Annotated in this window: 8 protein-coding genes; 3 read left to right on the top strand and 5 right to left on the bottom strand. The window is 66.7% G+C overall.

The window, feature by feature from the left end:
- Positions 1–40 precede the first annotated feature (40 nt).
- Together ACMGEZ_RS11575 and ACMGEZ_RS11570 are read right to left on the bottom strand one after the other, a co-directional pair.
- Positions 41–643: an isochorismatase family protein gene (locus ACMGEZ_RS11575; RefSeq protein WP_436822407.1), complete on the bottom strand. Its 603-nt coding sequence runs from the start codon at positions 641–643 to the stop codon at positions 41–43.
- 136 nt (positions 644–779) lie between these two features.
- Complete coding sequence (locus tag ACMGEZ_RS11570; protein ID WP_436822406.1) at positions 780–1,895, bottom strand: PQQ-dependent sugar dehydrogenase; 1,116 nt, start codon at positions 1,893–1,895, stop codon at positions 780–782.
- 225 nt (positions 1,896–2,120) lie between these two features.
- Between ACMGEZ_RS11570 and ACMGEZ_RS11565 the strand changes: the two genes are divergently transcribed.
- The gene (locus ACMGEZ_RS11565) at positions 2,121–2,678 is read left to right on the top strand and encodes a C40 family peptidase (RefSeq protein ID WP_436822405.1); all 558 of its coding nucleotides are present in this window, start codon (positions 2,121–2,123) and stop codon (positions 2,676–2,678) included.
- A 68-nt stretch (positions 2,679–2,746) separates the two neighbouring features.
- On the opposite strand, the gene lpdA is transcribed toward ACMGEZ_RS11565, so the two are convergent.
- Genes lpdA through aceE form a run of 3 tightly spaced genes read right to left on the bottom strand, consistent with a single transcriptional unit; the run spans position 2,747 to position 9,005 of the window.
- Positions 2,747–4,576 carry a dihydrolipoyl dehydrogenase gene (lpdA, locus tag ACMGEZ_RS11560; RefSeq protein ID WP_436822404.1) on the bottom strand — a complete coding sequence of 610 codons (1,830 nt, stop codon included), beginning with the start codon at positions 4,574–4,576 and terminating at the stop codon, positions 2,747–2,749.
- A gap of 10 nt (positions 4,577–4,586) precedes the next feature.
- On the bottom strand, positions 4,587–6,233 hold the full coding sequence (gene aceF, locus ACMGEZ_RS11555) for a dihydrolipoyllysine-residue acetyltransferase (RefSeq protein ID WP_436822403.1): 1,647 nt from the start codon (positions 6,231–6,233) through the stop codon (positions 4,587–4,589).
- Between the two features lie 45 nt (positions 6,234–6,278).
- Positions 6,279–9,005, bottom strand: a complete 2,727-nt coding sequence (gene aceE / locus ACMGEZ_RS11550) for a pyruvate dehydrogenase (acetyl-transferring), homodimeric type (protein ID WP_436822402.1) — start codon at positions 9,003–9,005, stop codon at positions 6,279–6,281.
- Positions 9,006–9,233: 228 nt separating this feature from the next.
- On the opposite strand from aceE, the gene ACMGEZ_RS11545 reads away from it, so the two are divergent.
- Positions 9,234–11,777 carry a PAS domain-containing sensor histidine kinase gene (locus ACMGEZ_RS11545; protein ID WP_436822401.1) on the top strand — a complete coding sequence of 848 codons (2,544 nt, stop codon included), beginning with the start codon at positions 9,234–9,236 and terminating at the stop codon, positions 11,775–11,777.
- Positions 11,774–12,403, top strand: coding sequence for a response regulator transcription factor (locus tag ACMGEZ_RS11540; protein WP_068672826.1), 630 nt, complete (start codon positions 11,774–11,776; stop codon positions 12,401–12,403). The genes ACMGEZ_RS11545 and ACMGEZ_RS11540 overlap by 4 nt, the downstream gene beginning before the upstream one ends.
- Positions 12,404–12,406 lie beyond the last annotated feature (3 nt).

Genomic DNA, 12,406 nt, shown 5'->3' with positions numbered 1-12,406 from the left:
GAACCGAGCGGCTTTTCGGGACACCACGCCGGATCGCCCTCTAGCGAATCAACTCCAACACATCCTTGAAGCGCGGGTGCTCGGCCGTGCGCACCCACTCGAAGCCGACCATCTCGGTGGTCACCAGCTCGGCGCCGGCACCGGCCAGGCGATCGAAGGCCGCATCGCGGTTGCGCTCGGTGCGGGAGCCGCAGGCGTCGGTGACGACCCACACCTCGAACTCGTCCTCGAGCAGGTCCAGCGCGGTCTGGAGCAGGCACACGTGGGCCTCGCAGCCGGCGATCACGATCGTGTTTCGCTCCTCGGCGGGCTGCTGCGCCTTCTGAAGATGTTTGGGCAGGCTGCGTGCATTGCCCTGCGGCGCCTTGGCCGGCGCGCGCAACCAGTCGGCCAGGCCCTCTTCCACGCCGCTGAAATGCATCTTGGGCAAGGTGCGCTGGCACAGGGCGCGCAGCTCGGCCACGTTCTCGCCCAGCTTCGACGGGTTCTCCTCGGTACCGAAGACCGGAACCTCCAGCAGGCGTGCCATGCGGCCCAGCCGCACCGCATTCGCGAGCACGGCCTGCGCCTCGAAGATGGCGGGCATGAGGCGCTGCTGGTAGTCGACCAGGACCAATTGGGATTGCGAGGCGTCGAGCAGCATGGGAGCAAATCTTTCGGGAAGCAGCAGAGGGTGGGAAAGCTTCGGACCGTACCACCGAACGGCCGGCCTGATCGGGCTCGCGTGCTTCGCCGGCCGTCGCGGTGGGCCGCGACGGGCATCGGGTTGCCGAACCGACTCAGTCAGGCAGCAGGCGGATGAGCTTGCCGTCGGATTGGTCGGTCAGCACGTAGAGGAGGCCATCCGGCCCCTGCTTGACGTCCCGGATGCGGGCTCGGCTATCCAGCAGGCGGTGCTCCGCCACGACCTTGCCGTCGCGCAGCTCGATGCGATCGAGGTAGCCGAACTTGAGCGAGCCCACGAACAGGTTGCCCTTCCACGCCGCGCCGTAGCGATCGCTGGTCAGGAAGGCCATGCCCGAAGGCGCGATCGAGGGCACCCAGTAATGCAGCGGCTGCTCCATGCCCTCCTTGCGCGTGATGCCCTCCCCGATCTTGCCGCCGCCGTAGTTCTCGCCGTAGGTGATCACCGGCCAGCCGTAGTTGCGGCCCGGCGCGGGAATGTTGATCTCGTCACCGCCCTGGGCGCCGTGCTCGTGCATCCACAGCTTGCCGTCCGGCGCCAGTGCCGCGCCCTGTCCGTTGCGGTGCCCGTAGCTCCAGATCTCGGGCAACGCGCCGGGCCGGCCCACGAAGGGGTTGTCCGCGGGCGCCGCGCCGTCCTTGGAAATACGCACCAGCTTGCCGATGTGGTTGTCGAGCGCCTGGGCGTCGTCCTTGCGGCCGAAGCGATCGCCCAGGGTCAGGAACAGGGTGCCGTCCTTGGCTTCGACGATGCGGCAGCCGAAGTGGGCGCGGCTGGCGACCTTGGGGCGCTGGCTGAAGATGATGCGCAGGTTGTCGAGGCGGTTGCCGTCCGCCGAGAGCTGCGCGCGCCCCAGCGCCGTGCCGTTCGCCGAACCGCCTGCTTCGGGCTCGGAGAAGCAGAAATAGAAGGTGCGGTTCTTTTCGAAGTCCGAATCCGCCAGCACGTCCAGCAAGCCGCCCTGGCCACCGGAAGCCACCGTTGGGACGCCTGCCAACGGCGCGCCCAGCTTCCCGTCGGCTTCCACCACCCGCATGCGACCGGCCTTCTCGGTCACGAGGAAGCGGCCGCCCGGAAGAAAGGCCACGCCCCAGGGATTTTCCAGGCCGGAAGCGACGACCTGCGGCCGCGGTGCCGCCGCGGCCGTACCCGCGGCGGCAGCCAAAGCGCCCGTGATCAGAAGCGTGATCCGCAAGAACGATGCGTACATGGGAACCCTTTCGAACTCAGTACTAGAAAAAATTCGTACAACGGCGGGTCATCAATTCAAAACTTTTGGATTACAGCCTCGTAAAAACTTATCCCGCATAACTTGAACTTTACAATTCACGCCATTTCGATTTCAAGAAAGCCCATTTGCGACAATAGGTTACAGGCATAATCGCGAATTCGCATGAAATTGACACCGGTTTTTGTCGTCCATATCCTACGCGCCATGCGATTTTTCCTCTTGCCCGCCTGCCTCCTGATTGCTTTCGCGGCCCATGCCGTGCCGCAACAGGACCAGCCCGAAGAACTGGAAGCGATGGTGACCGACAAGGGCGTCATCAGCCAGCTCCACCAAGTCCGGCAGACCGTGGTGGCTCGCACCTCCGACCTCGTCGTGACGGCCATTGGATTCCTCGGCGTCCCCTATCGCCGCGGCGGCAACACGGCTGAGACCGGGTTCGACTGCAGCGGCTTCGTCCGCGCCATGTACAACCAGACGGTGGGCCATCTGCTGCCGCGCCGCGCCGAAGAGCAGGCCGCCGCCACGCAGAAGATCGACCGCAACGACCTCAAGCCGGGCGACCTGGTGTTCTTCAACACCATGCGCCGAGCCTTCAGCCATGTCGGCATCTATGTCGGCGACGGCAAGTTCATCCACGCGCCGCGGACCGGCGCCGAAGTGCGCGTCGAAAGCATGAACGGCAGCTATTGGCAGCGCCGCTTCAACGGCGCGCGGCGCGTGCTGTCCACGCAGGACGAGGCCAAGGCCGGCAGCGGCGACTGAGCGCCTCGGGCACCACATGAAAAACCCGCCGCTGGCGGGTTTTTTGTTGCTGCGCTCCCAGGCCCCGCCTAGCTGCTGCGCTTGACCGGCGGCAGGTCGGTGCAGCTGCCGTGCGCCGCTTCCGCGGCGAGGCCGATGCTTTCGCCCAGCGTCGGGTGCGGATGGATCGTCTTGCCGATGTCGACGGCATCCGCGCCCATCTCGATCGCCAGGGCGATCTCGCCGATCATGTCGCCGGCATGGGTGCCGACGATGCCGCCGCCGACGATCCGGTGCGACTCCTTGTCGAACAGCAGCTTGGTGAAGCCTTCGTCACGGCCGTTGGCGATTGCACGGCCCGAGGCGGTCCAGGGGAACAGGCCCTTCTCGACCTGCACGCCCTCTGCCTTGGCCTGGTCCTCGGTCAGGCCGACCCAGGCCACCTCGGGGTCGGTGTAGGCCACGCTCGGGATCACGCGGGCGTTGAAGGCAGCGCTCGCGAGTTCCTTGTCGCCCTTCTGCTCGCCGGCGATCACCTCGGCCGCCACATGCGCCTCGTGCACCGCCTTGTGCTCCAGCATGGGCTGGCCCACGATGTCGCCGACGGCAAAGATGTGCGGCACGTTGGTGCGCATCTGGATGTCGACCGGAATGAAGCCGCGGTCGCTGACGGCCACGCCGGCCTTCTCGGCGCCGATCTTCTTGCCGTTGGGGCTGCGGCCCACGGCCTGGAGCACCACGTCGTAGAGCTGCGGTTTCTTCGGCGCCTGCTCTCCTTCGAACATCACGCGGATGCCTTCCTTGGTCGCCTCGGCGCCGACCGTCTTGGTCTTGAGCATGATGTTGTCGAAGCGCGGCGCATTGAGCTTCTGCCAGACCTTGACCAGGTCGCGATCGGCGCCGGTCATCAGGCCGTCGAGCATCTCGACCACGTCGAGCCGCGCGCCCAGCGTCGAATACACCGAGCCCATCTCGAGGCCGATGATCCCGCCGCCGAGGATCAGCATGCGCTTGGGCTCGAAGCCCAGTTCCAGCGCGCCCGTGGAGTCGACGATCCGCGGGTCCTTGGGCATGAAGGGCAGGTGCACGGCCTGCGAGCCGGCCGCGATGATGCAGTGGCGGAACTTGACGGTCTTTGCGCTGCCGGTGGCGTCCTTGCCGTCGCCCGAGGTTTCCTGCACCTTGGCGTGGTACGGATCGACGAACTCGCCGATGCCGCGCACGGTGGTCACCTTGCGCATCTTGGCCATCGCGGCGAGGCCGCCGGTGAGCTTGCCGACAACCTTGTTCTTGCGTGCCAGCAGCTTGGCGCGGTCGATGACAGGGTCGTTGTAGGCGACGCCGAAGTCGGCGAAATGCTTGACCTCGTCGATCACCGCAGCGACATGCAGCAGCGCCTTAGAAGGAATGCAGCCGACGTTGAGGCAGACGCCGCCGAGGGTCGCGTAGCGCTCGACCAGCACCACCTTGAGCCCGAGGTCCGCCGCGCGGAAGGCGGCCGAATAGCCGCCGGGGCCGGCGCCCAGCACCAGCAGATCGCATTCGAGATCGACCGCACCGGTGTAGCTGCCTGCAGGCGCCGGGGCCGGTGGCGGCGCAGCGGCCTTGGGTGCCGATGCGGCCGGCGCTGCCGCCGGTGCAGGCGAAGCGGGCGCGGCTGCCGGCGCGGCAGCGCCCGCCTCCGCTGCATCCACCGTCAGCACGACCGAGCCTTCGCTCACCTTGTCGCCCACCTTCACCGCCACCGACTTGACGACGCCGGCATGCGAGGACGGGATCTCCATCGATGCCTTGTCGGACTCGACGGTGATCAGCGACTGCTCGACCTTGATGCTGTCGCCCGGCTTGACGAGCACCTCGATGACCGCGACCTCCGCGAAATCGCCGATGTCCGGAACCTTGACTTGCACTTCGCTCATGGTCGGCACCTCAGAGAAGGACACGGCGGAAGTCCGCGAGGACCTGACCGAGGTAGGCGTTGAAGCGCGCCGCGGATGCGCCGTCGATCACGCGGTGGTCGTAGGAGAGCGACAGCGGCAGGGTCAGCCGCGGCACGAACTGCTTGCCGTCCCACACGGGCTTCATCGCGCTCTTGGAGAGGCCCAGGATCGCGACCTCCGGCGCGTTGATGATCGGCGTGAAATGCGTGCCGCCGATGCCGCCCAGCGAGCTGATGGAGAAGCAGCCGCCCGTCATGTCGGCCGCGCCGAGCTTGCCGTCGCGCGCCTTCTTGGCGAGTTCGCCCATCTCCTGGCTGATCTGCAGCACGCCTTTCTTGTCGGCGTCCTTGAGCACCGGAACGACCAGCCCGTTGGGCGTGTCGGCGGCAAAGCCGATGTGGAAATACTGCTTGTAGACGAGCTGGTCGCCGTCGAGGCTGGTGTTGAATTCGGGAAACTTCTTCAGGGCCGAGACCACGGCCTTGATCACGAAGGCCAGCATGGTCACCTTGACGCCGGACTTCTCGTTCTCCTTGTTGGTCGAGACGCGGAAGGCCTCGAGCTCGGTGATGTCCGCCTCGTCGTTGTTGGTGACGTGCGGGATCATGACCCAGTTGCGGTGCAGGTTGGCGCCGCTGATCTTCTTGATGCGCGACAGGTCCTTGCGCTCGACCTGGCCGAACTTGGTGAAGTCGACCTTGGGCCAGGGCAGCAGGCCCAGCGCTTCGCCACCGCCGGCCGGCGCCTTGGCCGCGGCGGCCTTGGTGCTGGCCGCGCCGCTCATCACCGCACGGGTGAAGTTCTGCACGTCCTCCTGGGTGATGCGGCCCTTGAGGCCGCTGCCCTTGACCTCCTCGAGCGGCACGCCGAGCTCGCGCGCGAACTTGCGCACCGAAGGGGAAGCATGGGGGAGCTTGCCGCTGGGCGCCGCGGTCGGGTCGTGCGCGGGCGCAGTTGCCGGCGCGGGCGAAGCGGCCTGCGCTGCGGAAGGTGCCGCGGCGGGAGCACTCGCAGGTGCGCTCGCCGGTGCGCTCGCCGCTGCCGGCGCAGGCGCTGCGGGCGCGGTGCCGCCCGCGGAACCTTCGAGGATCGCGACCAGATCACCCACGTTGACCTTGTCGCCGACCTTGACCTTGAGCTCCTTCAGTACGCCGGCCGCGGATGACGGGATCTCCATCGAGGCCTTGTCCGACTCGACCGTGATGAGCGACTGCTCTTCCTTGATCGTGTCGCCGGGTTTCACCAGCACCTCGATGACGGCGACGTCCTTGAAGTCGCCGATGTCGGGCACCTTGACTTCCACCGGCCCGGCCGCCGCGGCGGGAGCGGCCGCAGCGGGCGCCGGTGCGGCGGCCGCAGGCGCGGGTGCCGCTGCCGGCGCGGGGGCAGCCGCGGCGCCCTCGCCTTCCAGCACCAGCACGACCGAGCCTTCGCTGACCTTGCTGCCGACGCCGACCTTGAGTTCCTTCACCACGCCGCCCGCGCTCGAGGGGATCTCCATCGATGCCTTGTCCGACTCCACCGTGATCAGCGACTGCTCGGGCTTCACCGCGTCGCCGACCTTCACCAGCACTTCGATCACTGCGACTTCATCGAAATCGCCGATATCCGGCACCTTCACTTCCACTATTGCCATGTCGTGTCTCCCGCCCTAGAGGCGCAGATGGTTGTTGCTTGTTGTTTACGCGTAGAGCGGGTTGATCTTGTCGGCGTCGATGCCGTACTTCTTGATTGCCTCCGCCACCTTGGCGGCCGGGACCGCGCCGTCGTCGGCCAGCGCCTTGAGCGCGGCCAGCACGATGTAGTGGCGGTTGACCTCGAAGTGCTCGCGCAGCTTGTTGCGGAAGTCGCTGCGGCCGAAGCCGTCGGTGCCCAGCACGCAGTAGGTGCGGCCCTTCGGGATGAAGGGTCGGATCTGCTCGGCGTAGGCCTTCATGTAGTCGGTCGACGCGACCACCGGGCCGGCCGTCTTGGACAGCTGTTCGGTCACGAAGGGCACGCGCGGCGTCTCGGCCGGGTGCAGCAGGTTCCAGCGGTCGGCGTCCTGGCCGTCGCGCGTGAGCTCGTTGAAGCTCGGGCAGCTCCACACCGAGGCGGCCACGCCCCACTCCTGCGCCAGCAGCTCCTGCGCCGCGATGCTCTCGCGCAGGATGGTGCCGCTGCCGAGCAGCTGCACGGCCGGCGCTTCCTTGCCCTTGGCAGCCTTGACCTCGGGCGCCTGCTTGCACAGGTACATGCCCTTGATGATCTGCTCCTCGGTGCCGGGCTGCAGGCCGGGCATCGCGTAGTTCTCGTTGAGCAGGGTCAGGTAGTAGTAGACGTTGTCCTGCTTCTCCACCATGCGCTTCAGGCCGTGATGCAGGATCACGCCGACCTCGTGCGCGAAGGTCGGGTCGTAGCTCACGCAGTTCGGGATCGTGTTGGCGAGGATGTGGCTGTGGCCGTCCTCGTGCTGCAGGCCCTCGCCGTTGAGCGTGGTGCGCCCCGAGGTGCCGCCCAGCAGGAAGCCGCGCGCCTGCATGTCGCCCGCGGCCCAGGCCAGGTCGCCGATGCGCTGGAATCCGAACATCGAGTAGTACACATAGAAGGGCACCATGATGCGGTTGTTGGTGCTGTACGAGGTGGCCGCCGCGATCCAGCTCGACATGCCGCCCGCCTCGTTGATGCCTTCCTGCAGGATCTGGCCCGCCTTGTCCTCCTTGTAGTACATGACCTGGTCCTTGTCGACCGGGGTGTACTGCTGGCCATCGGGGTTGTAGATGCCGACCTGGCGGAACAGGCCTTCCATGCCGAAGGTGCGCGCCTCGTCGACCAGGATCGGCACCACGCGCGGTCCCAGCGCCTTGTCGCGCAGCAGCTGCGTCAGGAAGCGCACGTAGGCTTGGGTGGTGGAGATCTCGCGGCCCTCGGCCGTGGGCTCGAGCACAGCCTTGAAGGTGTCCAGCGAAGGCACGGCGAAGCTCTCGTCGGCCTTGGTGCGGCGATGCGGCAGGTAGCCGCCCAGCGCCTTGCGGCGCTCGTGCAAGTACTTCATTTCCGGCGTGTCGTCGGCCGGCTTGTAGAAGGGAAGGTCGCTGACCTGGCTGTCGGGGATCGGAATATTGAAGCGGTCCCGGAAGGCCTTGATGTCCTCGTCGCCGAGCTTCTTGGTCTGGTGGACCGTGTTCTTGCCCTCGCCGATCTTGCCCATGCCGAAGCCCTTGACGGTCTTGATCAGCAGCACGGTCGGCTGGCCGGTGTGCTTGACGGCTGCTGCGAAAGCCGCATAGACCTTCTGCGAATCATGGCCGCCGCGGCGCAACTGCCAGATGTCGTCATCGCTCATCTTGGCGACCATCTCCAGGGTGCGCGGATCGCGGCCGAAGAAGTGCTTGCGCACGTAGGCGCCGTCGTTGGCCTTGAACGACTGGTAGTCGCCGTCGTTCGTCTCCATCATGATCTTGCGCAGCGCGCCGTCCTTGTCGCGCGCCAGCAGCGGGTCCCAGTTGCTGCCCCACAGCAGCTTGATCACGTTCCAGCCGGAGCCGCGGAACTCGCCCTCCAGTTCCTGGACGATCTTGCCGTTGCCGCGCACCGGGCCGTCGAGGCGCTGCAGGTTGCAGTTGATGACGAAGATCAGGTTGTCGAGGCGCTCGCGCGCCGCCAGGCTGATGGCGCCCAGCGACTCGACCTCGTCCATTTCGCCGTCGCCGCAGAACACCCAGACCTTGCGGTTCTCGGTGTTGGCGATGCCGCGGGCATGCAGGTACTTGAGGAAACGCGCCTGGTAGATCGCCATCAGCGGGCCGAGGCCCATCGAGACGGTGGGGAACTGCCAGAACTCGGGCATCAGCTTCGGATGGGGGTAGCTCGACAGCCCCTTGCCGTCGACCTCCTGGCGGAAGTTGAGCAGTTGCTCTTCGGTCAGGCGGCCTTCGAGGTAGGCGCGGGCATAGATGCCGGGCGAGACGTGGCCCTGGATGTACAGGCAGTCGCCGCCGTGGTTCTCGCTCTCGGCATGCCAGAAGTGGTTGAAGCCGGCGCCGAACATGTTGGCCAGCGACGCGAAGGAGCCGATGTGCCCGCCCAGGTCACCCCCCTCGGGCGGATGGTGCCGGTTGGCCTTCACCACCATGGCCATCGCGTTCCAGCGCATGTAGGCGCGCAGGCGCTCCTCGATCTCGAGGTTGCCGGGGCAGCGCTCCTCCTGGTCCGGCTCGATGGTGTTGACGTAGGCCGTGTTGGCGGAAAAGGGCTTGTCGATGCTGTGCTGGCGTGCGTGCTCCAGCAGCTGCTCGAGCAGGAAGTGCGCGCGATCGGGCCCCTCGCTTTCGATCACGGCGGACAGGGCGTCCATCCACTCGCGGGTTTCCTGGGCGTCAGTGTCGTTCGCAGCGGAACCGAAGCGGTTCTCGGGAATTGCCGACATGCTTGTCTCCTTTTTTGAGGGGTGTGGCTGGGTAATTTAGTGCCGGATCCGGCAGCGCGCGGGAGTTTCTCACAGAAATATCGCAATTTCAAATAGTGCTTGTCGTTTTCTTAATGCGAAATTCATGGGATTTCATAAGTGGAGAACTGAACACTCCCGGCCCCATTCCAAGCCATGTCACTGCAACCCCTGCCACGCCCGTCGAGGGCCTTCCCCTACACTCGCGCGATGCCCTTCTCCTCCCCGATCGCGGTGGCGCGCAGCGCCGTCAAGGCGTCGCCGCTGTCCTGGTGGCGGCGCTGGTGGCGCCGGCAGACGCCGGTGCTGCAGGACGCGGTGGCGATGCTGGCGCCGCTGGCGGCGGTGCTGCTGTTCCTGGCCGCCATCGTCTCGGCCTTCTGGTATCTCCGGGCGGAGGAGTTGGAGCGCGAGCAGGAGTCGGTGAAGCGCGACGTCGAGTACGCCCAGCAGCGCGTGCGCCTGCGCCTGCTGGAGCGGCAGGAGCAGCTGATGCGGCTTGCGCGCGACGCATCCAATCGCGAGATCGACGCGACCGAGTTCGCGAGCCGGGCGGAATCGCTGGTCAGTCAGTTCCCCGAGCTGCAGGCAATCAGCTGGATCGACGACCGGCGCCGCTTCAAGGCCGGCTACGCCGCGCCCAGCGTCCACCCGGCACAGCAGCACGCCGTGGGCGACGTGCTGCGGCCGGGCGACATCGAAAGCAACTATGCATTGGCGCGCGAGCTGCGCCAGCCGGTGTTCTCGCAACCGGTGGCGGGCAGCGATCCGACGGCGATGCTGCAATTGCACATCCCCTTCTTCGACCAGGGCCTGTTCGCCGGCGAGGTGCTGGGCGAATTTTCGATCGACGGCATCCTGCGCTACGGCATGCCCTCGGAAGTGTCGGCGCGCTATGCGGTGTCGCTGCTCGACGCCAAGGGCGGGCTGATCGCCGGCAACACGGTCGCCAGCCCGCGGGAGGCCGAAACCCGCCTGCTGCCCTGGAGCGAGCAGACCAACGAGTACGAGGTGCCGGTGTCGCCGGTGGGCAATGCGCTGGTGCTGCGGGCGCAGGCCTACCGCACTTCGCAGGGCGTGGTCGGCAACGGGCTGTTCTGGCTGGTGGGCGCACTCAGCGTGCTCACGAGCTGGATGCTGATCGGCACCTGGCGCCACACACGGCGGCGCCTGCAGGCCCAGCAAGCGCTGGTGGCCGAGACCAACTTCCGGCGCGCCATGGAAAACTCCATGCTCACCGGCATGCGCGTGCTCGATCTCGAGGGCCGCATCACCTACGTCAACGCGGCCTTCTGTGCGATGACCGGCTGGGACGAAAGCGAGCTGGTCGGCCAGACGCCGCCCTTCCCCTACTGGCTGGAATCCGACCGCGAAATCATGAACGAGCGGCTCGAGGAAGAGCTGCACGGCCGCGCCCTGCCCGGCGGCTTCCAGGTGCGCGTCAAGCGCAAGAACGGCACCGTGTTCAACGCGCGGCTCTACGTCTCGCCGCTGATCGACGCGCGCGGCCACCAGACCGGCTGGATGACCTCCATGACCGACATCACCGAGCCGACCCGCATCCGCGAGCAGCTCTCGGCCTCGTACGAGCGCTTCACGACCGTGCTCGAAGCGCTGGACGCCTCGGTGTCGGTGGCGCCGCTCGGCAGCGAGGAGCTGCTGTTCGCCAACAAGCTGTACCGGCTCTGGTTCGGCTCCGACACCGTGGGCCACCTGGGCATGGTGGCGCAGGCGGGCGTGCCGGCCTCCCATGCGCACGACGATGCGCTCGACGACGTCGACCCCTTTGCCGGCCTGCCGATCGACCAGCTGACCACGGCGCAGCCGGCCAACAACGAGATCTTCGTGCCCGAGCTGGGCAAGTGGCTGGAGGTGCGCTCGCGCTACCTGACCTGGGTCGACGGCCGCCTGGCACAGTTGGTGATCGCGACCGACATCACGCCACGCCGAATGGCCGAGGACCTGTCGGCCGCGCAGGCCGACCGCGCGCAGGCCGCCAGCCGCCTCATCACGATGGGCGAGATGGCCTCCAGCGTGGCCCACGAGCTCAACCAGCCACTCACCGCGATCACCAATTACTGCAACGGGATGATGTCGCGCATCCGCGGCCAGCAGATCGATTCCGATGCTCTGCTGGCGGCGCTGGACAAGACCGCCAAGCAGGCGCAGCGGGCCGGCCAGATCATCCAGCGCATACGCTCCTTCGTGAAGCGCAGCGAGCCCAACCGCACGCCGGCCGAGGTCTCGACCATGGTGAGCGAGGCGGTCGAGCTCGCCGGCATCGAGCTCAGGCGCCGAAACGTGCGCCTCAATCACTATGTGGCGGCCCGGCTGCCGGTGGTGCGGGTCGATCCGATCCTGATCGAGCAGGTGATGGTGAATTTGCTGAAGAACGCGGCAGAGTCCATCGACCTGGCCGACCGGCCCCTGGCGCGACGCAGTGTCGAGCTTCGCGTGCTGCCCAAGACCATCGACGGCCAGAACGCCATCGAGTTCTCGGTGCAGGACACCGGCATGGGACTGGCACCGGAAGTGATGGACCGGCTTTACGAGGCCTTCTTCTCCACCAAGCCCGAGGGCATGGGCATCGGGCTCAACCTTTGCCGCACCATCGTCGAGTCGCACCGCGGCCGGATGCGGGCGGAGAACATCTACAATGGCCAGGACGTGGTCGGATGCCGTTTTTCCTTCTGGATTCCGGTGTTCGACGCTATTGATTCCGTAGCAAGCAACGAGGCGAAAGTACCCGCATGAGTTTGATTCCGAAGAAGGGCACGGTCTATGTCGTCGACGACGACGAAGCAGTCCGCGACTCGTTGCAGTGGCTGCTCGAAGGCAAGGACTACCGCGTTCGCTGCTTCGATTCGGCCGAGTCCTTCCTCTCGCGCTACGACCCACGCGAGGTCGCTTGCCTGATCGTCGACATCCGCATGGCGGGCATGTCGGGCATCGAGCTGCAGGACCGCCTGATCGAACGCCGCTCTCCGCTTCCCATCGTCGTCATCACCGGCCACGGCGACGTGCCGATGGCAGTCGACAGCATGAAGAAGGGCGCGATGGATTTCATCCAGAAGCCCTTCAACGACGAGGCCCTGGTGGCACTGGTCGAACGCATGCTCGAACACGCGCGCGGCGCCTTCGCGCAACACCAGCAGTCGGCCAGCCGCGACGCGCTGCTGTCCAAGCTGACCGGCCGCGAAGCCCAGGTGCTCGAGCGCATCGTGGCCGGCCGGCTCAACAAGCAGATCGCCGACGACCTGGGCATCAGCATCAAGACCGTCGAGGCGCACCGCGCCAACATCATGGAAAAGCTCAACGCCAACACGGTGGCCGATCTGCTCAAGATTGCCCTGGGTCAGGCAGCCCCGGCGAAAGCCTGACGG

Origin of the sequence: Variovorax stachyos, from assembly GCF_051400855.1 — a bacterium.
In the GTDB taxonomy this organism is placed as follows: domain Bacteria; phylum Pseudomonadota; class Gammaproteobacteria; order Burkholderiales; family Burkholderiaceae_C; genus Variovorax.
This window is presented reverse-complemented; position numbering and strand designations above follow the sequence as displayed.